Consider the following 25,355-nt stretch of genomic DNA (forward strand, 5'->3'; position numbering starts at 1 on the left):
TCGCGCAGCCCGCCCGTCTCAGTACCAGCACTCAGTGCTTGGCGACGCTCACGGCAAGCTTGTCGCCGGCCTCGACCTCAAGCGACAGAGCGAGGGTCTCGGCGGCGATCATGTCGCGCCACGCCTCCACATCAGCCACGTGATCGGAGGGCACCGTCAGCGACAGGTCGATGCGGTCCGCGATGTGCAGGCCGGCGTTCTTACGCTCGTCCTGAACCGCGCGCACGACGTCGCGGGCGTAGCCCTCGGCCTCGAGCTCGGGGGTCAGCTCCGTATCGAGCACCACGAAGGTACCCGAGGCGAGCACGTCCGCGACCTGGCCCTCGGCGGCGTCCACGGAGGTGGACACGGAGAACATGTCGCCGGTGAGAACCAGCGGCGCCCCGTCCAGCTCGACGGAGGGGAAACGGCACTCGCCGTCCACGACCTCCCACTCACCGGACTTCTGCGCCTTGAACAGCTGGCTCGTCAGCTTACGGAACGCCGGATCGAAGGCACGCGGGTTCAGCGCCAGCTCGGTGCGAACGCTCAGGCCCGAGTCCTGCGGCGCAGAGAACACCACGGACTTCACGTTCACCTCGGAGGCGATCAAGTCCGCGAAGGGCTCCAGCGCAGCGAAGTTCTCCGACACGACCAGCAGGGAGGCCAGCGGCTGGCGCACGCGCAGCTGATGCGTCTTGCGCAGCGCGTGGGCTGCCGACACGATCGAACGAACCTCATCCATCGCGGCAACCAGCTCGGGGGCGTCCACGGCCTCGCCGATGACGGGGAAATCCGTCAGGTGCACGGACTCGCCGCCCGTCAGGCCGCGCCAGATCTCCTCGCTCAGCAGCGGCAGCAGGGGCGCCGCCAGCTCCATGAGCGTCACGAGGGCCGTGTACAGCGTGTCGAACGCGGCGCCGTCCTCATCCCAGAAGCGCTGACGCTGGGTACGCACGTACCAGTTCGTCAGAACATCCAGGTACTCGCGGATCGCCTCGCACGCGCCGGCCACGTCGTAGCCGTCGAGCGCGCCGCGCACATCCTCAGCCAGGGTGCGGGTGTGGGCCAGCAGGTAACGGTCCATCTGCGCCAGCGCGGCCACGGCCTCGGGCGAGGACAGATCGACACGAGAGGCCTCGTACCCCTCGCCCTTGTTGCAGGCGCCCGCGTACAGCGTGAAGAAGTAGTACGTGTTCCAGATGGGCAGCAGCACCTGACGCACCGTGTCGCGGATCGACTCCTCCTTGACGATCAGGTTGCCGCCGCGCACGACCGGGCTCGACATGAGGAACCAACGCATCGCGTCGGAGCCGTACTTGTTGAACACCTCGGCCACGTCCGGGTAGTTACGCAGCGACTTACTCATCTTCAGGCCGTCGTCACCCAGGACGATGCCATGGGAGACGCAGGAGCGGAACGCGGGGCGATCGAAGAGCGCAGTCGCCAGAACGTGCAGCGTGTAGAACCAGCCGCGCGTCTGACCGATGTACTCGACGATGAAGTCGCCCGGGTAGTGGTTCTCGAACCACTCCTGGTTCTCGAAGGGGTAGTGCACCTGCGCGAAGGGCATCGAGCCGGACTCGAACCAGCAGTCGAACACGTCGGAGATACGGCGCATCGTCGACTTGCCCGTCGGGTCATCCGGGTTCGGGCGCGTGAGGGAGTCGATGAAGGGACGGTGGAAGTCCGTGACCTTCACGCCGAAGTCGGCCTCGAGCTCAGCGATGGAGCCGTAGACGTCGGTGCGCGGGTAGGCCGGATCGTCCGAGACCCACACGGGGATCGGCGCGCCCCAGAAGCGGTTACGCGAGATCGACCAGTCGCGGGCGCCTTCCAGCCACTTGCCGAAGATGCCGTCCTTGGTGTGCGCGGGGGTCCAGGTGATTTCCTGGTTGAGCTCCACCATGCGGTCGCGGATCTCGGTGACGCGGACGAACCACGAGGACACGGCCTTATACATGAGGGGCTTGCGGCAGCGCCAGCAGTGCGGGTAGGAGTGCACGTAGGACTTCTCGCGCACCAGCACGGCGCGGATCTCGGGAGCGCGGCGCGCGATGGGGCCACCCTGCTCGCGCAGGTCGGCGACCACGTAGCGGTTCGCGTCGAAGATCTGCATGCCCTCGTAGTCGCTCACCTCGGAGGTGAAGACGCCGCCCTCGTCGACGGGCAGGACCACGCCGATGCCGTACTCCATGCAGGTCCACATGTCGTCCTCACCGAAGGCGGGCGCCTGGTGGACGAGGCCGGTGCCGTCCGTGGTCGTCACGTAGTCGGCGGCGATGATCGACCAGCCGTTGGGGCCGGGAGCGCCACCCTCAGCGCGACGCTCGGGGGTGTCGAAGTAGTCGTAGAAAGGGTGGTAGTGGGTGCCCACCAGCTCCGAGCCCTTGTAGGTGGCCACGACGGCGGGTTCCTCGCCCAGCTCCTTGGCGTAGGCGGGGATCAGGTCGGTGGCGATGAGGACGCGCTCGCCCGCGAGGACACCCTCGTGGTCGGAGGCGACCTCGACGAGGGAGTATTCGATCTCCGGGCCCACGGCGACGGCCGAGTTCGAGGGCAGGGTCCATGGCGTGGTCGTCCAGATGAGGGCCAGCTCGGGGCGCGCCGAGTCTTCGCGCAGCTTCTGTTCGAGACGCAGGCCCACCGTCACCGTGTTGTCGGTGCGGTCCTGGTACACGTCGTCGTCCATCTTGAGCTCGTGATTGCTCAGAGGCGTGCGGTCGTTCCAGCAGTAGGGCAGGACGCGGTGGCCCTGGTAGGCCAGGCCCTTATCGTAGAGCTGCTTGAACGCCCAGATCACGGACTCGGTGTAGGACATGTCGAGCGTCTTGTAGTCGTTCTCGAAGTCCACCCAGCGTGCCTGGCGGGTGACGTACTCTTCCCATTCCTTCGTGTAGCGCAGGACGGAGGAGCGGCAGGCAGCGTTGAACGCCTCGATACCGACGCCACCCTCACGGGTGATCTCGGTGACGTCCTCGATGCCGAGCTGGCGCTGCGCCTCGAGCTCTGCGGGCAGGCCGTGCGTGTCCCAGCCGAAGCGGCGCTCGACGCGGTGGCCCTTCATGGTCTGGTAGCGGCCCACGACGTCCTTGACGTAGCCGGTCAGGAGGTGACCGTAGTGGGGCAGGCCGTTGGCGAAAGGCGGGCCATCGTAGAACACGAACTCGTTGGAGCCATTCTCGCCGGCGTCGCGCATCTCAATGGACTTGCGGAAGGTGTCGTTGCTGGCCCAGAACGCCAGGGTGCCCTCTTCCATCGTGGGGAAGGAAGGGCTGGGGTCCACCTCGTCTTGCCGGTGGCGGGGGTAGAAGCCGTGCTTCGTCATGAGTGTCCTCGTCTCGCGCCTATACAGGGACGAGGACCGGCGTCGCCGGCACCCGCGGTACCACCCCGCTTGCCGCTCCCTCACCGGGCGCGGCCGCTTCGTTGGGGCTATGTCGGGCCCTCCCGTCCGGTTCTACTGGAGGGGACGAGGCCGTGGCCGGCTTTCGCACTCCTCTTTCTTCCGGATGCTCCCCGGTGATACCCCGCGCGAGCGGGCCGGATCGTAGCGAAAAACCAGTGTAGCGAAGAAACACCGGTACGCCCACCGGGCGGCGAGTCTCTCTGCCCACAGCGCACAGAGTGTCGCCCGGCGCGTGGTCGGCCTCGGCCCGCCGCCGCTGCCCTAGAGTTGTGGGGTGAGTGTGATGGAAACGAAGAGCCCGGCGCGCCCGTGGGGCGCACTGATCGGCGCGTTTGTCCTGGTGGCATTGATCGCCGTGTGGGCAGCGCAGGGCGTTCTGGCCGGAACAGGCGTGCCCATTGGCCGTGCCGCGACGATTGCCGTGGGCATGACCTTGCAGGCGATCCCCTTTTTGCTCTTGGGCGTGTTCGTCGCAGAGCTCATCGAGGCTTTCGTTTCCCCGTCGCTCATCGCCCGCGTATTCCCGACGAACCCGGTCGCCTCCGTGTTTGCCGCCCTCGTCGCGGCATTCCTCCTGCCGGTGTGCGATTGCTCGGCGGTGCCGATCTTCCGTTCGCTGCTACGCAAGGGTGTGCCGCTGTCGGCTGCAACGACCCTCATGCTGGCATCCCCCGCGATTAATCCCCTGGTGATCGCCTCGACCTACTACGCCTTTGGGTCGTGGTCGCTGGTGGTGGCGCGTATCGGGTTGAGCATCGTCGTCGCGCTCACCGTCGGCCTGTCCATGCTGGTCTCCGCTCCGCGCGCACTGCGCGAGGATCATGATCTCCATGACGACAACACGTGCGGATGCGAGGGCGGCTGCGCAGTCCCGGATCGATCGTTCTCGGGTGTGCTGGGCGCAACGGGTCAATCTTTCGGCAGGATTCTCCCCTACCTGCTGGGCGGAGTCGCCGCCTCGACGCTTGCTCAGGTCTTCTGGCCGGTGTCATCTCTCCTCGCAGGCATGCCGGCAGCTGGCGCATTGGCGCTCATGATGGGTGCTGGTTTCGCCCTCTCCCTGTGTTCGTCTTCTGACGCGGTCATCGCCCGGTCCCTGGCATCTCTCGCCCCAACCGGCGCGCTCATGGGATTCATGGTCTACGGGCCGATGATGGACGTGAAGAACGTGGCCCTCCTCGCTTCGCAATTCCGCGGCACGTTCGTGGCACGTTTGTTCGTGACGGTCACGTCGGTAGCTGCCCTCGTGATTGGCTGCGCCTGGTGGGCGGGGGTGCTCGCATGAAGCTTCTTGATCGCCTCGCTCCGGTTGCGGAGTCCCTGTCGCTGGCCTGCCTAGGTGCCGGGCTGCTCTGGCTGTCACTGTCGGGCCGCTACGCGTCCTTCGTTCCCCCATCCGCACGCCTGGGGATCATCCTCTCGGGGGCCGGCTTGCTTGCCTGTTCGCTCGCCTTGTCCGCTCGGCTTGGGGCGGGCGAGCACGAGCACACCGACAGTGAGCACGGTCGTCGCGCACTGACGCGTGCCCTGGTCGCGCTTCTGGCGAGCGCACTCATCGTTCTCCCCTTCCGAGTCTCTCCGTCGGAGTTGGCGTCCACCGCGTGGAGCGCCCGCGGGGCCGATGCGGGCCCGGCCTCCGGCCTTGACGCCGGGGATGACGAGGGCACCTCCGCGTCGTCTTCCTCTTCGGAGGGCGACGCTTCCCCCACCACTACTAGCCAGAGCGGGGGCACGTCTCAGGTGCCATCGACCGGGACGCTTGAGCTGACGACGGACAACTTCTACGGCCAGGTTGAGGAGTTGATCGCCAACGGGCGCGCCCACGACGGCCAACACATCGACCTCGTCGGTTTCGTGGTGAGTCCGGAGGCGGCGCGCGGGCAGGCCTCGATCCCCCGAGTGACGGAGGAAGAGAGCTTCGCAGTGGCGCGCATGGCGATCTGGTGCTGCGCGGCTGACGCCTACCCGGTCGGTTTCGCGGTGCGTTGGAGCGGCCCCGCTCCCGAGGCGGACAGCTGGGTGCGCGTGAGCGGCACGCTGCGGGTGCGTGGCACGAAGGCGCTCGTCATCGAGGCCGATTCGGTTGAGGTGACCGATGCGCCGAATCCGGAGTTCGTGATTCAGTCGCGCTAAGAGAAACAGGCTAAGTGATTCAGATCACTTAGCCTGTTTATGTCCGTTACTTCGGACACAAAATTACGCGCGTACGGTGAATGAAGCGCACACGGCAGGCGCGGGCGCATCACCACACCTTCAAGGATGAAGACATGTCATCGACAACAACACTCACACCTCGTGAGAAGCAAGCGAGGCGCTACGCAACGTCTCTCGCTCTCATCGCCACCCTCGGCCCCTTCTTCTACGGATTCGAGGGCATGGTCCTCAACGCCGCCATCAAGGCCGTGGGATCCACCTTCGAGCTCGGCCCGATCCTGCAGGGCGTCGCCGGCGCCGCCGGCGTCATCGGTGGCCTGATCGGCGCCCTCGCCGCGGGGCGCATCTCCGACAAGATCGGCCGCAAGACCACGCTCATGTGGGTCGGCCCCTTCCTGCTGTTCGAAGCCCTCCTCGGCCCCATCTCTCCCCTGCTGGGCAGCCTCGGCTACCCCTTCCTGCTCCTGACCCGCATCGTCGGCGGCATCGGTTTTGGCGCGGCAACCACGGTTGCCCCCGGTTACGTCGCGGAGATCGCCCCCGCCGACATCCGCGGACGCCTCATCGGCTTCCGCCAGCTCGCCATCATCCTCGGCCTGTTCTTCGCCGGCCTCATCAACACGGCGGTCGTCTCGATCACGGGCGGCGCTGCCAACCCGGCGTTCGGCGGGCTCATGACCTGGCAGGTCCTCTTCGCCTGCCTCATCATCCCGGCCCTCCTCTTCGTCGTCTTTACGGCGAAGATTCCAGAGTCTCCTCGTTACCTCGTCTCCGTAGGCCGCACCAAGGAGGCCGAGGAGATCCTGGCCAAGCTGTGCGGTGAGGAAAACCCCGCCGACCGCGTCGAGGCCATCGCCCAGTCCCTGACGGTCACGGGCGGTGCAAAGCTGTCGATCGGGCAGATCCTGTCTTCCCAGTGGCGCGGCCTCGTGTTTGTGGGCATGGCGATCGCTGCGTTCCAGCAGCTCACCGGCATCAACGGCGTCTTCTTCTACTCCAACTCCCTGTTCGCCGCCGTCGGCTTCACTGAGTCGATGGCCCTGGCCCAGACTCTGCTCATCACCGCTTTCAAGATCGTCGGTGTCCTGTCGGGCATCATGCTGGTGGACCGCGTGGGCCGCAAGCGCATGCTGATCTACGGCGGCACCCTCATCTTCGTGTCGCTGGGCATCGTGGCGACGGTTTTCACGGTCGCCCCCACCGTCGAGGGCAAGCCGGACGTGGCAGACTCCCCCGTCCTGGCGTTCCTGGCGGTCGCAGCCCTGTGCACCTTCCTGCTCGGTTTTACTTCCTCGTGGGGCCCCATCTTCTCTATCGTCATGGGCGAGATGTTCCCCAACTCGATCCGCGGTGGCGCCATGTCGCTCGCATCGGGCGCCGACTTCCTCGTCAACTTCCTGGTTGTCCTGCTCTTCCCCTTCCTCATCGGCTGGTCGCCCGCAGGCACCTACTGGATCTACTGCGCCTTCGGCGTCCTCGCGGTCATCTTCACGGCGAAGTTCCTCACCGAGACCAGCGGCACCGAGCTTGAAGACATGGACAAGGTCGTCACCCAGAAGTGAAGGCTCTCCCCTTCGATTTCAACGATGAAAAGGCACTGCAATGACTGATACAACTCGGGACATTCCCGACAACGTGCGCAACGTCCTGGTCATCATGACCGACCAGCACCGCACCGATACGATCGGCTGCCTGGGCAACCCCCACGCGCAAACCCCCGTCATCGACGCGATGGGCGAATCGGGCTTCGCCTTCACCCACTGCTTCACACCCACGGCAATCTGCACACCGGCGCGCGCCTCGCTCCTGACCGGCAAGCGCCCGGGCAAGCACCAGGTGCTGGCCAACCCCGAGTGGAACATCGCCTACCAGGTCTCGATCCCCGAGGGCACGTGGACGTACACGCAGGAGCTGCGCGATGCCGGCTACAACGTGGGCATCGTCGGCAAATACCACTGCGGCTACAACCTGCCCGACAAGTTCGGCGCAGACGACGACACCTACTGGGGCGCCGAAAACCCGGTCGCCAACGAGAAGTACGTCGCCTGGCTCAAGGCCAACAACCTCCCGCCGGTGCGCGCGCACGACCTGTGGCGCGGCAAGCTGCCCGGCGGGCGCGACGGGCACATCATCGCCGCGCGCCTCGACCAGCCCGAGGAAGCCACCTTCGAGCGCTTCCTGGCCGACCGGGCGATCGAGAAGCTTCGCGAGTACGCGGCCGACTGGAAGGACTCGAAGCAGCCCTTCTGCCTCGACGTGCACTTCTTCGGCCCCCACCTGCCCTACTTCCTACCCGACGAGTGGTTCGACCTCATCAATCCCGACGACGTCGAGCTGCCGGAAAACTTCGGTGACTCCCTCATCGGCAAGCCACCGATCCAGGAGAACTACGCGACCTACTGGTCCACGTCCTCGTTCACGAACGAGCAGTGGAAGAAGCTCATCGCGGTCTACTGGGGATACACGGCCATGATCGACTTCGAGATCGGGCGCATTATGGACGTGGCGCGCGAGCTGGGCATCCTGGACGACACGGCGGTCTTCTTCTGCGCGGACCACGGTGAGTTCACGGGCTCTCACCGCCTCAACGACAAGGGCCCGATGATGTACGACGACATCTACAACGTCCCCTTCATCGCCCACATCCCCGGCGTCTCGACCGTGGGACGCTCGGACGCCTTCGTCTCCCTCATCGACCTGCCGGCCACGGTCCTCGACATCGCGGGCCTGGACACCTCGCTCGTGGAAGACGGCCGCTCGATCGTGGACCTGACGCGCGGCGAGGAGGTGGAAGGCTGGCGTGAGGACATCGTGTGCGAGTTCCACGGCCACCACTTCCCCCTCCAGCAGCGCATGCTGCGCACGCGGGACTTCAAGCTCGTCATCAACCCCGAGTCGATCAACGAGCTCTACGACCTGCGCCTGGATCCGGCCGAGATGAACAACGTGTACACCGTGCCCGTCTACGACGAGATCCGCAGGGAGCTGGCCACGAACCTGTACCTGCAGCTGCGTGAGCGCGGGGATCACTCCTTCGCCAAGTGGATGGCGGCGATGACCGACTTCGACATCCCGCTGGTGAACACGGCTCGCTCCGACCTCGACGAGGTCACGAGCGACTAACCCCCTGCCTCGGCGGCGGGAGGACACGCATGATCCCGCCGCCGAGGCCAACGCGCGCCCTGCACACCCCACACAGTGACGCGTATCATAGCAACTGTCAACGAGGCCGGAGCGCCCCGAGCGGACACCAACGACGAAGCGCCGGGAAGGAGAGGCATGCACTACCCCACACGCAGACCACTACCCACCCTCGAAGACCGCATCGTCGCCCACCTGGCCAAAGCCCCCGCAACGCGCTCCCAGCTGTGCGAGGCGCTCGACACCTCACGCACGAACCTGGGACGCGCGCTCACCACCCTCCTCGACGAGGGATCAGTCACGCCCGTGCGCACGAACGCCCCCGGACGAGGCCGCCCCACCCAGCTCCTCACCCTCAACTCATCGGCAGCCCACTGCGTCGGCCTGAACGTCACGCGCACGTCGTGCGCGGGCGTCATGCTCTCACGCGCCGGCACCGTCCTGGCGGCCGTCCACATCGTCTCCCCCGCCTCCCCTTCCCTCCAGCTCTCTCTCGAGCAAACCTGCGAGGCATTGGCCGCGAGCGCAGCCCGTCAAGGAATCGACACCTCGACGGTGCGCGCGGTGGGCGTGGGTGTTCCCATTCCCATGGGGCGTAATGCCAGGCTTTCCTCGGACGCGTACCCGACTATGGAGGAGCTCAGCGAGCTCACGCGTCGCTGGTGGGATCCGCTCCCGGTCGTCGACAACACCGTGCGCATGGCGGCGCTGGCGGAGGCCCTGTGGGGCGCGGGCGCGGACACGTCCTCGTTCATCTATCTGCGCCTGTCGGGAGGCGTAGGCGGGTGCGTCGTCTCGGATTTCCGCCTCGTTGGCGGGGCGGGCGGACTGGCGGGGGAACTCGGGCACATGACGGTGGGTACCAACGATTCCCCGTGCCCTTGCGGCAAGCGGGGTTGCCTCGAAACACTGGCATCCGTCCCGGCACTGTGTGAGAGCGCGGGGGTTCGCGACGTCGCGGAGCTTCGCGCCGTCGTCCTCTCGGGCGATCCGCGCGCACGCCAGGCCCTGGATCGCGCGGCACAGGCTGTGGGCTATGTCCTCGGATCGGCGGCGCTCCTCATTAACCCGCGGGCCATTATTGTGGCCGGCGAAGTCGTCGACGCGTTCCCGTCCCTGCGAACAGACATCGCAGCTTCCATGTACAAGGAGCTCCTTCCCGTCATGGAGTGGGATATCGACGTCGTCGGTGCCGCACTCGGACCGTTGGGGGCCGCTCAGGCCAGCGCCTATATCGCCGCCCACCCCTTTGAGGAGGACGGCGCAGCCGCCCACCACCCCGAGGAAGGCTCACCCCGGGAGGCGGGGCCGGCCTCGTCGATGGAGGCGCGCACCGATCACGGGGGCAGGCCGTGACGCGCTCAATCCCCTTCTCCGTCGTCACCAAACCGACGGGGGCCGCGTGCAACCTGGATTGCCAGTATTGCTTTTTCCTGTCCAAGGAACTGCTCTACGACGCGGCGGCGCAGACCATGTCGGAGCAGACCTTGGAGCGCTACGTCGAGGCGTTCCTGGAGTCGAGCCCCGACGGCGAAGTCACGATGCTGTGGCAGGGCGGGGAGCCGACCCTGCGCGGCCTGCCTTTTTTTGAGCGGCTCATTGAGCTGTGTGAGCGCTACCGTCGCCCCACCCAGCAGGTGCGTCACGCCCTGCAGACGAACGGCACGCTGGTGACCGACGAGTGGGCCCGCTTTTTCGCCGACCACAACTTCCTCGTGGGCGTGTCCATAGACGGGCCCGCGCCCCTGCACGACGCCTACCGGCTCAACCGTGGCGGGCGCGGCACCCACGCGATGGTTGTGCGCGGCTGGGAGGCCCTCACCCGCGCGGGCGTGGAGACGAACATTCTGTGCACGGTCAACGCCGCGAACGAGGACCACGGGGAGGAGGTGTACCGCTACTTCCGCGATGATCTGGGGGCCCGCTACCTGCAGTTCATTCCCATCGTCGAGCGCGTGCGCGCCGCGGACCTGGCCCAGGCCGAGCGAGGCTGGCGCTCCGGGACCTCTGCGCTCCTATACCGCCAAGACGGGGACTGCGTCACCAGCCGTTCCACGTCCCCCGCTTCCTACGGGCGCTTCCTGTGCGAGGTGTTCGACCAGTGGCTGGCCGCCGACGTCGGCGAAGTCTTCATTCAGGACGTGGATTCGACCCTGTCGGCCATGTTCGGGTCGGCCACTGTGTGCGTGCATGCACCCCAGTGCGGGGCGAACATGGCGATGGAGTTCAACGGGGACGTGTACGCCTGCGATCACTGGGTGGAGCCGGATTGGTTGGTCGGCTCGATCGACTCCTCGTCCTTCGCTCAGTTGGCCTCGTCCGACAAGATGCGCGAGTTTGCACGCCTCAAGCCCGGCCTGGACGACGAGTGCCGCGCATGCCCGCACCTGCGGCTGTGCTGGGGAGGGTGCCCGAAAGATCGTTTCGTGCGCCGCGGGGAGTCCACGCATAACTACCTGTGTGAGGGATACCGGGTGTTCTACGCGCATGCCACCCCTGCCCTGCGCGCGATGGGCATGCTGATCGCGGCGGGCAGGTCGGCCTCGGACATCATGGACCCCGCGGTCTCTTCCTCGCTCGGGCTCACTCACACCACGTCTACTCGGAATAACCAATGATCATTGAAGCGCTTCTCATCGGCGCATTCGTCGGCATCGTCGTCGGCTCGCTCGGTGCGGGAGGCGGCATCTTGTCGGTGCCGATCCTCGTCTACATTCTTGGGCAGGATCCGCATCAGGCGACGGGCTTGTCCCTCATCATCGTGGGGCTGACAGCTACCGTCTCGCTGGCGACGCGCGCTCGCAGCGGGAACGTCGCGTGGCGCGAGGGTGCTCTCTTCGCCCTGGCGGGCCTGGTGGGTACGTGGGCGGGATCGGCTCTCGGCCCGCTCGTTTCGGCGCGTGCCCTCATGCTCTCCTTCTGCGCTCTCCTGGGAGCGGTCGCGGCCTTCATGGTGCGCTCCCAGATGCGCCCATCTGCTTCGCTTTCACCGAACGAGGCCGGGGATACCAACGTCGACAAGGGCTCCTGGACGCTCGGGACCGTGTCCCGGGTGGTCGCGCTGGCGACGCTAACGGGTTTCCTCACGGGATTCTTCGGTGTCGGCGGAGGCTTCGCAATCGTGCCCGCACTGCATCTGGCGCTGCGATACCCGATGAAGCGTGCCTCCGCGACATCCCTGCTGGTCATGGTCATCACCGCAGCCTTCGGGCTGGCGTCGCGCACGGCCGCCGGGACCCTGACGATCACCGCCGAGGCCGGGGTCATGGTCGCGCTCTTCGCCGCAGCATCGATGGGAGGAGGCATCGTGGGAGCCAGGCTCACCAAGAGAGTCTCGAACCGGGCTCTCGGCCTTGTCTTCGCCACACTTCTGGTGTGCGTGGCCGCCTCGACGCTGGTGGCCACACTCGCATAAAAGGCGCGCGAGACGAATGTCGTCTCGCGCGCCCTCATCGCTCAGCTGGCGGTCGTTCCTTCGCCCTGGGTGGAGGTATCCCCACTGCCCGGGTTTCCATTCTTACTGCCGGGGCCTCGGCCACCCTCCGGAGGAGGTCCCGGTCGAGTGCTGCCAGTGTCTCCCTGCTGCGAGCCCGGCCCCTGCTGGCCATTACCGGGGCCCTGCTGCTGACCACTACCGGGACCTTGCTGACCATTACCGGGACCCTGCTGCTGGCCGTTACCCGGTCCTTGCTGACCATTACCCGGCCCCTGCTGGCCCTTGCCGGGGCCGAAATCCTCGTCCTCGTCACCGTCACCCTGGTCGTTGTAGCCGTCTTCGTAGCCCTGCTCGTAGAAGTCCTGACCATCGCCCACAACGGCCGCATGCGTGATGATGCCCGCGCCGAAGCCGACGGACAGCACTGCTGCTGCGGCGCCGGCGATGGCCGCGCGCTTGCCCCACGAGGTCTTCTTCGATGCAGGCTCCCCTGTCGCGGCGCTCGCAGCCACGGCCTCGTCACCCGCCTGATCGTCGGCAGAAGCCCCCGCGACAGACTCCAGGGGCGTGCCAGCAAACGCATTGCTGGTTTCCTGCTGAGTAACGGGAGGCATCTGCGTCGTTTCCGCCTGAGACGCATGGGTGGGTAGTACCTCGGTCTGCTCCGCAACCTGAGGCTCTGACTGGGGCAGGATCGAGGTGCGCTCGGTGTCACCTGACAGGTTCTTGTTGTCGTCCGCCATGGGGACGCTCCTTTCTGCTGATTTGTGCATCATTGCTTCGCAGATTAGGAGCGATACATAAGCGGACGTTATGGCGATACTGTGAAAACACTATGGAATCTAATGTGTTACACATCACTTGATTTGGCTTGCACGATGCGCCACCTCACATCTATTCTGCAACGTTCGCCTCCCGACGATCCCAGTGAAGAGGTGTCCCATGTCTACGAAGACCTTCACCATCGCTATGCTCACCGCAACTTGCGCACTCACCCTCAGCGCCTGCGGCTCCTCCACTCCCGAGCCGAGCGAGACCCCAACCTTCACCCCCGACACCCCGACGAGCACAGCTCCAGCACCAGAACCCTCCAATTCACCCACACCGGACAGCAATTTCGCCGAGCTAGAGGGAAAGCCCATGCACGGCATCATCATCGAAGAAGAGCTGGACGGACAGCACCGCGTGCGCGCAATTGACCCAGTCACCTACAAGTCGGTAGCGACACGCACCTTCCCCCCAATCGACAGACTGGCGGAACAGCCGTTTCAGTACCACTGCTTCTATAACAGCTGCTACTCCCCAGACTTCACGTACGCGACCAGACGCAAAATGAACCCTGTCAACGAACGACTGTCATACAACACGGGCTTCATCGATACCACGGGCACCTTCACGGATGTCAGCGCGATGATCCCACTGACGGACGACGACAGGGATGTCAACGACGGCTACGGAACATTCTCAGCCGACGGATACTTCTACCTACAGCGCGTCTACACCACGCGAGACGGCAACACCTCGATGATCTACCGACTCAAGCCGGGAGAAACAACTCCCGAGCTCGTCAGCACTGTCGGGCAGGAGGACGAAAAGAACCTCTACTTCAATCTGTTGAAGGGAACCGAGTTGTCAACGAACAAGAAGTATGTCGACACACATACGAACGACGGCAACCTCTTCTGTTGGAAAGCCAACGAGACAATCTCCGTCGACAACATGTGCTACCAACTACATAAAGAAAAGGGACTCGTCGCTTTCCAGGCGACCACGCTCGACAACAAGCCTCGCCGCGAGGAAGACCGCATCGGAGAGAAGGTCATCTTCAAGCCAGAACTGCAAATCGAAGAAACCATCAGAGAGTACAGGCCGTTCCCTAGCCCTGACGGGTCTCAAGTCGTCTTCGATCTGTACCTCAAGAATCCCACCGGCAATGATTGGCTCCCCATCAGATCCATGCACATCATCAACGCCGATGGTACCAACGACCGTACGCCCGATCCGACCGCAGAACAATGGGGCGCATTCCAGGTGATCGGATGGGTTGAGTAAATCAATACACGTCGGACACATAGACCCGAGGTCGGGACCGCGACGCGCACCCCATCGCGCGTGCGGCCCCGGCCTCGTTCCATGTATGCAACCTGGGAGCCTGCCCTACTCTGCGGTGGTATTCCGAGCCACGAGGGTGTTCGTTGCCTGCGCAACCGGGCGCACGATCATCGAGTCGATGTTGACGTGGGAGGGGCGCTCCAGGGTCCACACGATCGCTTCGGCGACGTCTTCGGCGACGAGCGGGGCAGAAACGCCCTCGTAGACGCGGTCGGCGGCCTCCTGAGAGCCGAGGCGGTTGAGGGAAAACTCCTCGGTGCGCACCATGCCGGGCGCGATCTCGATGATGCGCACGGGCTCACCCACCAGCTCCTGGCGCAGCGTGTTGGCGATGATGCGTTCGGCGTGCTTGGCGGCGACATACCCGCCGCCACCCGGATAGGTGTCGTGGGCGGCGGTCGAGGTCAGGAAGACGAGGTCTCCCCCGCGCTCGCGCATTCCCGGCAGGAAGGCGCGCGAGCAATGCAGGGCGGTGAGCACGTTGCGATCGAACATCGCGCTCCACCGGGCGGGATCACCCTCGGCAACACGGTCCACGCCGATGGCTCCGCCGGCGTTGTTGACCACAGCGTCCACGGGTCCACCCTCGAGGACGTGAGCGGCCATCTCATTCACCTGCGCCTCATCGGTGAGGTCGGCCGCCCAGTATTCGCAGCCAATCTCGGCGGCGAGGGCCTCGAGGCGCTCGCGGCGCCGGGCCACGGCGACAACCCTCCACCCTCTCTGCGCCAACAGGCGGGCCGTGGCCTGCCCGATTCCGGTGGAGGCTCCAGTGACGACGACGCGGCGAGAATTGCTCATAGGGCAACAGTAATATCCCCGGGCACGCACCGTCGTGCACACCCGGGGATACTCGCCGCTGTCTCAGCCGTTGGGCAGGCCGTAGGCCTTGTGAATCAGCCAGATCGGGTGGACGACGTTCGCGCCCGTGGCCGTGCGCAGCTGCCAGCGGCACGTCTCCGTGTCGCAGGCGGCCAGCTCGGCGTTGACCTGCTTGATGAAGTCGAAGACGGGGGCGCCCACAGCCTGGGCGATCGCGTACTTCTCCTTCTTCATGCCGTAGGTGCCCGCGATGCCGCAGCAGGGCTGCTCGGAATCCTTGACGGTCACGCCGGGGATGAGGCTCATGAGCTCGATCGCCGGCTTGCCCAGGCCCTGGGACTTGACCTGGCAGGGGGCGTGGTACGGGATGGTCACGTCGATGCGCTGGAAGTTCGTATCCAGTTCACCCTTGTCGTACAGGTGCAAAAGGAACTCGCTGATGTCCCAGGTACGGCTACCCACGTCACGCAGCTCCGGGGTGTCCATCTCGAGGATCTCGTGAGCCTCGTGGCGCAGCATGCCGCCGCACGAGCCGGACGCGGAGATGATCGGGGCGTTGCGGTTGACGCTGCGCAGGTCGTTGGTCAGCTTGGAGACGTACTTGCGCGCGTCGTCGTACAGGCCGTTGGACTGCAGGGCCAGGCCGCAGCAGCCGTGCTTGGGGACCAGGACCTCATAGCCCAGGTGCTCGAGGACCATGACCGAGTGGATCGAGGTCTCGACCTCGAAGTACTGGCCGGCGCATCCGTGGAAGAAGATCACCTGGCCGCGCGTACCAGAGTTCGGCAGGGGCGTGTGCTTCTTGAACCAGGATTCGAAGGTACGCCCGTAGGCGCGCGGCATGGGGGCGGAGCGATGCACACCAATGATTGCCTCCATCACCATGCGAATGGGCTTCACGTCGAGCGCCCAGTTCGCGATGGGGGCGACCGGGGTCATCATCGTGCCAATCAGCGAGGTGCGCCCAATGAGGCGGTCGCGCATGGGGATGCCGTGGGCTTCCTTCATGGCGGTGCGGCGGTGGTGGATGATCTCGGTGACCTTCACACCCTGGGGGCACACGAGCGAGCAGGTGCCGCACGAGGAGCAGTAGTCGATGGACTTGTCCACCATCTGCCCGTCCTTGCGGAAGCGCTCGGCCTGCGGGCCGGAGTACTTGGGGCCGGCGAACAGGTCGGTGACGCGCATGACCGGGCACTGGGTCTCGCAGATCGTGCACTTGACGCACGAGTCGAGGCTCGCGCGCAGCGCGGCGTCACCACTCAGGGCGAAGACGTCCTCTTCCTCCACGCCCGGGCCCATCAGCGTTGACATTTCCAGGGTCATTTCAGTTCCTCCACGATCGAGTCGACGGCCGCGAGCGCGCTGGCCAGCGCGATTCCTTCGCCGCTCTTTTCGCGCCAGCGGGTGGCGCCGGCCAGGTTGCCTCCGGCCGCGTACAGGTTCGGGCACACGGGCGTGCCTTCCTCGTCCAGGACGCGCATGTTGTCGTCGACGGCGAGGCCGGACAGGAAGAGGGGCTGGTCTTCGCCCCAGAAGTCGGCGTGCAGGAGCTGTCCGGAGGCGCCCATGACGGGCAGCCCGCAGATGGTTTCGCGCACAGTGCCGTAGGAGTCCATGTCCAGGGCACCGGATTCGAAGCCGCCGGCGGCGAGGATCAGGGATCGGGTTTCCACGATGGTGGAGCGTCCCGCGCTGGCGTATTCGACTGCGCTGACTCGTCCGTCTGCCGTGTGCACGGCCTTGATCGGGGATCCGAGGATGACGCGGCACTTGTCGGAGGCGATGCGGGTGAGCAGGGCGTTCAGGCGCATGCCGGGCACCGACGGGGGTTGGATCGGGATCTCGAAGACGGGGTGACCAAGCTTATCCGCCAGGTCGCGCCAGGCATTCGCGTCGTCGAGGCCGAGGACGGCGGGCAGGCCGACGATCTCTCCGTCTTCGAGGAGCGGGCGGATCTGGCCTGCCAGGCGCGCTCGGTTGTCCTCGTGGTCGAGGCTGCGCGCGTGGTTGGTGCCGGTCGAGTCGACCTCACCCTCGCGCACGACATAGTCGACGGACAGGGCACGCGCCTTGATCGGAGCGCCGTCGGGGCCGTTCTGGCGCGTCAGGTTCTCAGCGACGAGGCCGGGGTAGAAGTCCTTGAAACGGGTCAGTCCCACGATGGCGTAGCGGGCACCCGCCTGTGGGATGCCGGCCTCCATGGAGGGCGGAATCAGGCAGGTGGGGCGCAGCGCGCCAACGCCGGTGGGGATGCGCACGTTGCGGGTCTCGTCGCCGATGAGCACATCGGAACCGACCAGGTCTCGCAGCCACGCGACGGATGCGCCGACGAAGTCGGGGGTAACGTTGCTGTAGGGGTGTGTGGGACGGGAGGCCACGTGGCCTTCCAACGCCTCGAGGGGCTTGTCCACCGGCTCGGGGCGGTAGCCGAGGATGTCGACCGTACCCGTGCCGAGCTGAATGCCGCCGACACCCTTCGTGACGAGGGTGACGCTCAGTCCAGCGTCAGCTGCCTTGATTGCGGCGGCCAGGCCTGCCAGGCCAGCGCCGATAACGACGACGTCTCTCATCGAACAACCTCCTCGCTGGGTGCGGGCAGGTGCTCGACGTCGAGCGTGCCCTCGTGGATCCAGGCGTCCAGTGCGGCCTGCCTGGCTTGTTTGCCGAACATAATGGGCCACAGGCCGATCCAGCGGTTCTTCAGGAAGAGACGCAGGAGGGAGTTGGCGCGCATCGAGTCGATGTCGCCGCGCTCGTGGGCGATGCCCGCGGCGCGCTGGGAGCAGAAACCGCCCTGGCAGGGTCCCATGCCCAGGCGCATCTGGCGGCGAACGTCATCGAGCTGGCCCTTGGGCAGGGTGTCCATGACGTTTTCGAGCATGGCGCGCGTGGCCATCTCGCACTCGCAGATGATCTGCTCGTGGGAGGGGGATTCGTTACGCGATTCGACATTGTCGAGGCGGTGGCCGATCGTGTAGAGGCGCTCTTCCTTGGCGGGCGGGACGGCCTCGTCAGCGGTCTTGCAGGCGCGTTTCTCGCCCATCTCCTCGCACATGATGTCGACGATGCGCTCAGCCATGAGGCGGTAGGTGGTGAGCTTGCCACCCGCGATGGTGAGCATGCCGTAGACGCCGTCGCGCGTGTTGTGGTCGATGATGCTCATGCCACGCGCCATGTGGCGGGTGTCGGTCGCGGACACGCGCGAGTCCTTGACGAGGGGGCGTGCGCCGGCCCAGGCGTGCACGGCGCGGGACTTGCGGAAGCCGGGGATCATGGCCTCGCCGGAGTCAAGCATCTGCTGGACCTGGTCGGCGGGGATGGAGAGGCGATCCGGGTCGTCAGCCTTGAGGTCGGTCGTACCGATAATGCACACGGTATGGTCAGGCACGAGGATGTCACCGTCGGCGGGCCACACGCAGCGGTTAATGACCGAATGGCTCAGTCGGTGGTTCATGGCGATCATGATGCCGGCGCCGGGAACGACATCGACGCCGTGGCAGTCGGCCATGGCAGCGATCTGTCCGGCCCAGGGGCCGCCGCAGTTCAGGACGAAGCCGCACTCGATGCGCACGTCCTCGCCCCCGCGCTCATCGTGGACGATGACGGCGCTGATGCGCTCGCCCTCGCGTTCAATCGAGGTGACGCGGTGGTAGGTCAGGACCTGCGCCCCGTATGCCTGCGCAGAGCGGATCGCTCCCCAGGTCATCTGCCAGCCATCGACCGTGCCATCCTGGACCTCGAAGGCGCGCTTGATGCGCGGGTCCAGACGAGGTTCGCGGCGCAGCGCCTCGGCGATGGAGATTTCGGCGGCGGGCACCTTTGCAGCCGCTGCGCGGGCCAGGAACTGGTCCGCATACTCCTCATCATCCTGGGCGGTCACAACGAAGAGGCCGCCGGTGGCCTCGACCGCGTTAGCGTTGATGCGCTGGACGATCTCGTTTTCTTCGGCACACTCGGTGGCCGACTCAGGATCAGACGCAATGTAGCGGCCGCCCGAGTGGAGCAGACCGTGGAAGCGACCGGAGGTTCCCTGAGCGATATCCGCCCGGTCGACGAGGACGGCTGAGAAGCCGCGCATGGCGACGTCGCGGACGACGCCGGCACCGGTGGATCCGCCACCGATGACGCACACGTCAGTGCGAAGTGTCTTCACCGTTAAAAATCCCTTCACCTCTTGATGAGGAAGTGCCTCATTGCTCCCTCCATGATGCCCTTTCCCTACCCATTTGCACGAATGTACACAAGACTCTGCACATATGTGCACGATGAGTGTGAATCACACTCACATTCGCACTCACCCGCACAATTCCTGCCAAAAATAACGAATAACATCCCATGAACATTACGTAAATATGGGTGGATGTTGCCCGGGGACCACTCACCTCACCCCATCCCCGTTTTTCCCCCTAGAGTTAAGGCATGACGAACACACTGTTGGCCCGAGTCCTCGACACCGCGTACACCGATTCAGCGGTGCGCCCCCAGGATGACTTCTACCGCCATGTCAACGGCACTTGGCTGGCGACGCACACGATCCCCGCGGACCGCCCCATGGACGGGGCCTTCCACAAGCTGCGCGACGCCTCGGAAAAGTACGCGCGCGCCATCGCCCAGGATGCCGCCAATGGCACTCTCGATGATCCGGACGCACAGCGCATCGCCACCCTGTGGACTCAATTCCTCGACGAGGACACCATCGAAGAAGCAGGAGCCACTCCCCTGCGCCCCGACCTCGACGCGATCAACACCTGCGCGACCCACGAGGAACTCGCCCGCGAGATGGGTCGTCTCATGCGTGAGGGCATCGGTGGCCTCGTCGGCGCATACGTGGGCACCGACCCGCACGACTCATCGCGCTACATGATTTCCCTCGTCCAGTCCGGTATCGGCCTGCCCGACGAGGCCTACTACCGCGAAGAGGACTACGCACCGATCCGCGAGGCCTACGTCGCGCACACCGCCCGCCTCCTCGGCCTCGCCGGGGTGCCCGACTCCGAGGGCGCAGCGAAGCGCATCATGGAACTGGAAACCGCAATCGCCGCGGACCACCGCGACTCCGTGAGCAACCGCGATCCCCTCCTGTCCGACAATCCCACGCCGTGGGAGCAGCTGGCCACACAGGCCCCCGGATTCGACTGGGACGCGTGGGCGGAGGGCGCGCGCATGCCCGTCGCCGGCCTCGTCGTCAACGTCGACCAGCCCGACTTCCTGTCGGGTGCCGCCGCCCTGTGGGCCGCCACTGACCTGTCCGTGCTCAAGGAGTGGCTGAGCGCCTCGGCGATCGATTGCCACGCCTCGCTCCTGTCGAGCGATTTCGTCAACGAGAACTTCGACTTCCACGGTCGCACACTGTCCGGCACGGAGGAGCTGCGCCCGCGATGGAAGCGCGCTCTGGGTCTCATCGAGGCCTACCTGGGCGAGGCCATGGGCCGCGCGTGGGTGGCCCGCCACTTCCCGCCCAACGCCAAGGAAGCGATGGATGCCCTGGTGCGCCGACTCCTCGACGCCTACGGCGAGTCGATCCAAGGCCTCGACTGGATGAGCGAGGACACCAAGGTGAAGGCCCTGGCCAAGCTCGCGACCTTCAACCCCAAGATCGGCTACCCCGTCAAGTGGCGCGACTACTCGACCCTGCACCTGGATCCTGAAGTCACGATCGTCGAGAACGTGCGCGCCGCCAACGCTCATGCCACCGACCGCGAGTGGGCCAAGCTCGGCCGCCCCGTCGACCGCGACGAGTGGTACATGACCCCCCAGACCGTCAACGCCTACTACAACCCCACGCAGAACGAGATCGTCTTCCCCGCCGCTATCCTTCAGCCTCCGTTCTTCGACACCGAGGCCGACGACGCGGTGAACTTCGGCGCGATCGGCGCGGTCATCGGTCACGAGATCGGGCACGGCTTCGACGACCAGGGATCACGCTACGACGGGGAGGGAAACCTGTCGAACTGGTGGACGGACGAGGACCGCGCCGCCTTCGAAGAGCGAACACACGCCCTCATCGAGCAGTACGACGCACTCACCCCGGCCATCCTCCTTGAGCAGCGCGAAGAGTCGGAGGAGGGCGGAGAACGCACGCTCCCCCACGTCAACGGTGCGCTCACGATCGGCGAGAACATCGGTGACCTCGGTGGCCTGACCATCGCGTGGAAGGCTTGGGCCGCCTCGCTCGCCGAGCAGGGGCTGACCCCGAGCACCGCTCCCGTCATCGACGGCATCACCGGACCGCAGCGTTTCTTCTACTCGTGGGCACGCGCCTGGCGCACGGCCACGCGCCCCCAGTTCGCGCGCCAGATGCTGGCCATCGACCCCCACTCCCCCGCCGAGTTCCGCTGCAACCAGGTACTGAAAAACCTTGACACTTTCGTCGAGGCCTTCGACGTGACCCCCACCGACGAGATGTGGCTGGAACCCTCCCAGCGCGTCACCATCTGGTAAAAGCGTGTCCCAGCCGACAATATACGGCGCGCCCCGCGCAATCACACCCAACACATGACAACATAGGAATGTTGAGCGCAACAGCGCTCCCATTCCATCGACGGAAAGGCAACCCATGCCAGGCCTGAACCTGACTCGCGAGGAAGCGACCGAGCGCGCCTCAATCATTTCCTCTGTGACCCGCTATGAGATCTCCCTGGACCTCACGCGCGGAGACACCGACTTCGGTTCATTCACCCGCATCGAGTTCGACGCGCGCGAAGGTGCTTCCACGTTCGCTGACCTCGTGTCCAACAACGTCCACTCGATCACGCTGAACGGCAATGCTCTGGACCCCTTCTCGGCCCACCAGGACAATCGCATCGCGCTGGAGAACCTTGCCGAGCACAACGTCCTCGAAGTTGAGGCGTCCTGCCAGTACATGCACACGGGCGAAGGCCTGCACCGCTTCGTCGACCCCGCCGACGGCCAGGCCTACACATACTCCCAGTTCGAGGTTCCCGATGCCCGTCGCGTCTACACGACCTTCGAGCAGCCCGACCTGAAGTCCACCTTCACCCTGACGGTCAAGGCCCCCAAGGGCTGGAAGGTCTTCTCTAACGCGCCGACCCCCACCCCCGAGGAAGAGGGCGAGGCCTGGGTCTACCGCTTCGCGACCACCGAGGTCATGTCGACCTACATCACCGCGATCGTCGCTGGCCCCTACGAGGGCACGACGGCCACGCTGACTTCCTCCGACGGACGCACGATCGACCTGGGTGTCTACGCACGCGCCTCGATCGTCGAGCACCTGGACGCTGACGAGATCATCGAGATCACCCGTCAGGGCTTCGAGTTCTTCGAGGGCGCCTACGGCATCCCCTACCCCTTCACCAAGTACGACCAGATCTTCGTGCCCGAGTACAACGCGGGCGCGATGGAGAACGCCGGCTGCGTGACCTTCCGTGACGCCTACGTCTTCCGCACGCGTCCCACCGAGGCTCAGATGGAGGCTCGCGCCAACACGATCCTGCACGAGCTGGCGCACATGTGGTTCGGCGACCTGGTCACCATGAAGTGGTGGAACGACCTGTGGCTCAACGAGTCCTTCGCCGAGTTCATGAGCCACCTGGCTCTGGCCGAGGCCACCAAGTACACCGAAGGCTGGACGGGCTTCATGGTCCGCAAGGACTGGGGCCTCAAGCAGGATCAGCTGCCCACCACCCACCCGATTACGGCCGAGATCCGCGACCTGGCCGACGTCGAGGTCAACTTCGACGGCATCACCTATGCCAAGGGCGCCTCCGTGCTGCGTCAGCTCGTCTCCTACGTGGGACGCGACGCCTTCTTCGCGGGGCTGCACGAGTACCTGACGAAGCACTCCTACGCCAACGCCACGCTGGACGACCTGCTCTCCGAGCTGGCCGCCGCCTCGGGCCGCGACCTGGCCTCGTGGTCGAAGGTGTGGCTGGAGGAAGCCGGCGTCACCCTCCTGCGTCCGGTCATCACGACCGCCGAGGACGGCACGATCGAGCGTCTCGAAATCACTCAGGAAGCCTTCTCCGATGGCGCCTCCCTGCGCCCGCACCGCATGGGCGTGGCCGGCTACTCGCTGACGGAAGAGGGCACGCTGGCCCAGGTCTTCCGCGAGGAGCTCGACATTGACGGCGCTTCCACGGTGATCGAGGCCGCCGCGGGCATCGCTCGCCCAGACTTCATCCTCGTCAACGACGGAGACCTCGGCTACGCCAAGGTCCGCCTCGACGAGCAGTCCCTGGCCTTCGCGATCACCAACATCACCAAGTTCACGGATTCGCTGACCCGCGGCGTCGTCATGGCCTCCGCGTGGGACATGACCCGCGACGGCGAGATGCCGGCACGCGACTACCTGAACCTGGCCCTGCGCGCCGTTCCCGTCGAGGACAACATGAGCCTCCTGACGCTCACCCTGCGTCACATCGACGAGGCCGTGCGCACCTTCGTGGCACCGAAGTACCGCCCAGAGGCTGCCGAGGACACGGGCCGTCGCCTGCTCCTCCTGGCTCGCACTGCCGCCTCCGGCTCCGACGCGCAGCGCATGCTCGTCGCCGCCGCGGCCCGCAACGCGACCAGCCCCGAGCAGTTCGAGGCCATCCGCGCCCTCTACGACGGCACCCAGACCCTGGACGGCCTGGATCTCGACGTCGACCTCAAGTGGGACCTGCTGATCGCCCTGGTGCGCGGAGGCGCCGCCACCGAGGAGGACATCGCAGCCCTGGAGGCTACTGACGACACGATGACCGGCCACCAGAACGCGGCCGCCGCTCGTGCGGCCCGCGAGGGCGAGTGGATCAAGGCCGACGTGTGGGACAAGGTCCTCACCGACACCTCGATCCCCAACGACACCCGCTGGGCAATGATCTCGGGCTTCTGGGCGCAGGCGCGCACCAACCCGTCGGCATACGCCCGCTACGTGGGCGAGTACTTCGAGGCCCTGGCGGGCATCTGGGAGACCTTCACCTTCCACACCGCCGAGGATCTCACGACGCTGCTCTTCCCGAACGCGCTGGCGGGCTACGCCCCCGAGGTCGACGTGGTCGCCTCCGGCAAGGCCTGGATCGAGGCTCACTCGGATGCCTCCGCCGGCACGATCCGCATCATCCGCGAGCTCATCGACGTGTGTGAGCGCCAGATCGCCAACCAGGCGGTGGACGCGGACTGATCCGTTCCTCGTAGACGCCAGGGGGCGTGGCCATGTGGCCACGCCCCCCTTGTCTGCCTCGACCGCGCCGCTAACAACGAGGGCTCTCACCAGGAATACAAAACTGCCGACGACGCAACTGGGCAGCACCCGCAATTTGCATGCCGGACAAGCGTAGCTACTGTGTGGCCGTCTGAAGGGGTTGATTCTCCTCGATCGGGCGCAACGCCCCATCAACGCGCCTCCTACCAAGTCGCGGCAGGCAGCATTACACCAGTTAGGGAGCATTACACCAGTTAGGGAGCATTACACCACCTCCGAGCTGGTGTAATACCCCCTAAGTGGTGTAACACCACTTAGTAACAAACCCACGTGCGGCGCCCTGTGCTCACAAGCCACTTCACGTGCTCCCGATCGAACCTCGACTCGCCGCCCCGCACCACACGACATCGAGCCCATGTGCGGCCCCCTTGAGACAGTGACCGAACTACGTCTGCTCAACACCCGCTCTCCCCTCTACCGCAACGTCGCGCGCGCTCAGCAAGACCGTACTCAACAACAACACTCTCATCAACGCAGACAAGCACACTCAACCTTCTTGGCGATGCAATAGGCCCCCATCCGTCTCAAACGGCCAAAGGCCCACTCCCTCAGCAAACGATCATGCTTCAGTCACAGATCCACAGGTACGGAACGCCTCCCGTTTCTTGGAGATCTCCAAGAAACGGGAGGCAGTTCAATGAAGGATGAAGCCGAGGCTGAAGAGCGTTGCGTCAGCGCTTGGCTCGACGCGATGCGACGACCGCACCGATACCAGCAACGAGGACGGCGACCGCACCAACGCCAACCCACACGCCCGAGGCACCGGTGGCAGCCAGCGTGTCACGACGCGTCTCGGCCGGGGTCGAGGCCGGAGCGTCAGTCTGCGCGGGACCAGAAGCAGCCGGCGTCACCGGAACCTGGACGGACGGAACCTGGGTGGCAGGATCCGGGGTCACAGGGTTCTGCGGGGCGGGAGCCTGGGTGGCCGGATCCTGCGGGGCCGGAGCCTCGATACCGGGGGCAGGCGTCTGCCCGCCATCAACGGAGGGATTCGAAGGCGCGGGAGCCGGAGTGCTCGGGTTCTGCGGGGCAGGAGCCTGGGTCATAGGGTTCTGCGGGGCAGGAGCCTGGGTCACAGGGTTCTGCGGGGCAGGAGT

16 protein-coding genes and 1 pseudogene are annotated in these 25,355 nt (G+C 65.7%); 10 read left to right on the forward strand and 7 right to left on the reverse strand.

The annotated features are described in order from the left end of the window. Positions 1 to 31: 31 nt before the first annotated feature. Entirely contained in the window at positions 32 to 3,307 is a 3,276-nt protein-coding gene (gene ileS / locus HMPREF1137_RS05575) for an isoleucine--tRNA ligase (protein ID WP_007589852.1), read from the reverse strand. A gap of 364 nt (positions 3,308 to 3,671) precedes the next feature. On the opposite strand from ileS, the gene HMPREF1137_RS05580 reads away from it, so the two are divergent. From HMPREF1137_RS05580 to HMPREF1137_RS05610, 7 genes are all read left to right on the forward strand, one after another. Further along, positions 3,672 to 4,673, forward strand: a complete 1,002-nt coding sequence (locus HMPREF1137_RS05580; protein ID WP_007589860.1) for a permease — start codon at positions 3,672 to 3,674, stop codon at positions 4,671 to 4,673. After that, the gene (locus HMPREF1137_RS05585; protein ID WP_007589840.1) at positions 4,670 to 5,521 is read left to right on the forward strand and encodes a TIGR03943 family putative permease subunit; all 852 of its coding nucleotides are present in this window, start codon (positions 4,670 to 4,672) and stop codon (positions 5,519 to 5,521) included. Before HMPREF1137_RS05580 ends, HMPREF1137_RS05585 begins: the two co-directional genes overlap by 4 nt. A gap of 134 nt (positions 5,522 to 5,655) precedes the next feature. Then, a complete protein-coding gene (locus tag HMPREF1137_RS05590) occupies positions 5,656 to 7,104 on the forward strand; it encodes a sugar porter family MFS transporter (RefSeq protein ID WP_007589841.1) in 1,449 nt (482 codons plus the stop codon). 40 nt (positions 7,105 to 7,144) lie between these two features. Further along, positions 7,145 to 8,665: a sulfatase family protein gene (locus HMPREF1137_RS05595; protein ID WP_007589844.1), complete on the forward strand. Its 1,521-nt coding sequence runs from the start codon at positions 7,145 to 7,147 to the stop codon at positions 8,663 to 8,665. A 156-nt stretch (positions 8,666 to 8,821) separates the two neighbouring features. Further along, complete coding sequence (locus HMPREF1137_RS05600; RefSeq protein ID WP_007589850.1) at positions 8,822 to 10,039, forward strand: ROK family transcriptional regulator; 1,218 nt, start codon at positions 8,822 to 8,824, stop codon at positions 10,037 to 10,039. After that, positions 10,036 to 11,301: an anaerobic sulfatase maturase gene (locus tag HMPREF1137_RS05605; protein ID WP_007589838.1), complete on the forward strand. Its 1,266-nt coding sequence runs from the start codon at positions 10,036 to 10,038 to the stop codon at positions 11,299 to 11,301. Before HMPREF1137_RS05600 ends, HMPREF1137_RS05605 begins: the two co-directional genes overlap by 4 nt. Further along, positions 11,298 to 12,098 (forward strand): sulfite exporter TauE/SafE family protein, encoded by an 801-nt coding sequence (locus HMPREF1137_RS05610; protein ID WP_007589854.1) that lies wholly within the window; start codon positions 11,298 to 11,300, stop codon positions 12,096 to 12,098. The genes HMPREF1137_RS05605 and HMPREF1137_RS05610 overlap by 4 nt, the downstream gene beginning before the upstream one ends. 41 nt (positions 12,099 to 12,139) lie before the next feature. Here the strand turns inward: HMPREF1137_RS05610 and HMPREF1137_RS05615 are convergent, their stop codons facing one another. After that, positions 12,140 to 12,862, reverse strand: coding sequence for a hypothetical protein (locus HMPREF1137_RS05615; protein ID WP_007589856.1), 723 nt, complete (start codon positions 12,860 to 12,862; stop codon positions 12,140 to 12,142). Between the two features lie 199 nt (positions 12,863 to 13,061). Between HMPREF1137_RS05615 and HMPREF1137_RS05625 the strand changes: the two genes are divergently transcribed. After that, positions 13,062 to 14,171, forward strand: a complete 1,110-nt coding sequence (locus tag HMPREF1137_RS05625) for a hypothetical protein (RefSeq protein WP_007589863.1) — start codon at positions 13,062 to 13,064, stop codon at positions 14,169 to 14,171. Between the two features lie 105 nt (positions 14,172 to 14,276). Here the strand turns inward: HMPREF1137_RS05625 and HMPREF1137_RS05630 are convergent, their stop codons facing one another. The 4 genes from HMPREF1137_RS05630 to glpA all read right to left on the reverse strand — a co-directional run bounded on the left by HMPREF1137_RS05630 (position 14,277) and on the right by glpA (position 19,209). Beyond that, positions 14,277 to 15,032: an SDR family oxidoreductase gene (locus tag HMPREF1137_RS05630; protein ID WP_034497026.1), complete on the reverse strand. Its 756-nt coding sequence runs from the start codon at positions 15,030 to 15,032 to the stop codon at positions 14,277 to 14,279. Between the two features lie 63 nt (positions 15,033 to 15,095). Continuing rightward, a complete protein-coding gene (locus HMPREF1137_RS05635; protein ID WP_007589857.1) occupies positions 15,096 to 16,379 on the reverse strand; it encodes an anaerobic glycerol-3-phosphate dehydrogenase subunit C in 1,284 nt (427 codons plus the stop codon). After that, complete coding sequence (glpB, locus tag HMPREF1137_RS05640) at positions 16,376 to 17,626, reverse strand: glycerol-3-phosphate dehydrogenase subunit GlpB (protein WP_007589842.1); 1,251 nt, start codon at positions 17,624 to 17,626, stop codon at positions 16,376 to 16,378. Before glpB ends, HMPREF1137_RS05635 begins: the two co-directional genes overlap by 4 nt. Further along, a complete protein-coding gene (glpA, locus tag HMPREF1137_RS05645) occupies positions 17,623 to 19,209 on the reverse strand; it encodes an anaerobic glycerol-3-phosphate dehydrogenase subunit GlpA (protein ID WP_007589839.1) in 1,587 nt (528 codons plus the stop codon). Before glpA ends, glpB begins: the two co-directional genes overlap by 4 nt. A gap of 266 nt (positions 19,210 to 19,475) precedes the next feature. Between glpA and HMPREF1137_RS05650 the strand changes: the two genes are divergently transcribed. After that, entirely contained in the window at positions 19,476 to 21,497 is a 2,022-nt protein-coding gene (locus tag HMPREF1137_RS05650) for a M13 family metallopeptidase (protein ID WP_007589859.1), read from the forward strand. A gap of 115 nt (positions 21,498 to 21,612) precedes the next feature. Continuing rightward, positions 21,613 to 24,177, forward strand: coding sequence for an aminopeptidase N (pepN, locus tag HMPREF1137_RS05655; RefSeq protein WP_007589858.1), 2,565 nt, complete (start codon positions 21,613 to 21,615; stop codon positions 24,175 to 24,177). 752 nt (positions 24,178 to 24,929) lie between these two features. Here pepN and HMPREF1137_RS10515 read toward each other — a convergent pair. Further along, positions 24,930 to 25,355: pseudogene (locus tag HMPREF1137_RS10515) on the reverse strand (CAP domain-containing protein); the annotation flags it as partial.

The organism is Actinomyces sp. ICM39 (assembly GCF_000282935.1).
Lineage (GTDB): Bacteria > Actinomycetota > Actinomycetes > Actinomycetales > Actinomycetaceae > Pauljensenia > Pauljensenia odontolytica_B.

Bases quoted from the DNA above. Each gene is read 5' to 3' on its own strand.
- ileS (WP_007589852.1), bottom strand. From the start codon at position 3,307: ATGACGAAGCACGGCTTCTACCCCCGCCACCGGCAAGACGAGGTGGAC.
- HMPREF1137_RS05580 (WP_007589860.1), top strand. From the start codon at position 3,672: ATGGAAACGAAGAGCCCGGCGCGCCCGTGGGGCGCACTGATCGGCGCG.
- HMPREF1137_RS05585 (WP_007589840.1), top strand. From the start codon at position 4,670: ATGAAGCTTCTTGATCGCCTCGCTCCGGTTGCGGAGTCCCTGTCGCTG.
- HMPREF1137_RS05590 (WP_007589841.1), top strand. From the start codon at position 5,656: ATGTCATCGACAACAACACTCACACCTCGTGAGAAGCAAGCGAGGCGC.
- HMPREF1137_RS05595 (WP_007589844.1), top strand. From the start codon at position 7,145: ATGACTGATACAACTCGGGACATTCCCGACAACGTGCGCAACGTCCTG.
- HMPREF1137_RS05600 (WP_007589850.1), top strand. From the start codon at position 8,822: ATGCACTACCCCACACGCAGACCACTACCCACCCTCGAAGACCGCATC.
- HMPREF1137_RS05610 (WP_007589854.1), top strand. From the start codon at position 11,298: ATGATCATTGAAGCGCTTCTCATCGGCGCATTCGTCGGCATCGTCGTC.
- HMPREF1137_RS05615 (WP_007589856.1), bottom strand. From the start codon at position 12,862: ATGGCGGACGACAACAAGAACCTGTCAGGTGACACCGAGCGCACCTCG.
- HMPREF1137_RS05625 (WP_007589863.1), top strand. From the start codon at position 13,062: ATGTCTACGAAGACCTTCACCATCGCTATGCTCACCGCAACTTGCGCA.
- HMPREF1137_RS05630 (WP_034497026.1), bottom strand. From the start codon at position 15,032: ATGAGCAATTCTCGCCGCGTCGTCGTCACTGGAGCCTCCACCGGAATC.
- HMPREF1137_RS05635 (WP_007589857.1), bottom strand. From the start codon at position 16,379: ATGACCCTGGAAATGTCAACGCTGATGGGCCCGGGCGTGGAGGAAGAG.
- glpB (WP_007589842.1), bottom strand. From the start codon at position 17,626: ATGAGAGACGTCGTCGTTATCGGCGCTGGCCTGGCAGGCCTGGCCGCC.
- HMPREF1137_RS05650 (WP_007589859.1), top strand. From the start codon at position 19,476: ATGACGAACACACTGTTGGCCCGAGTCCTCGACACCGCGTACACCGAT.
- pepN (WP_007589858.1), top strand. From the start codon at position 21,613: ATGCCAGGCCTGAACCTGACTCGCGAGGAAGCGACCGAGCGCGCCTCA.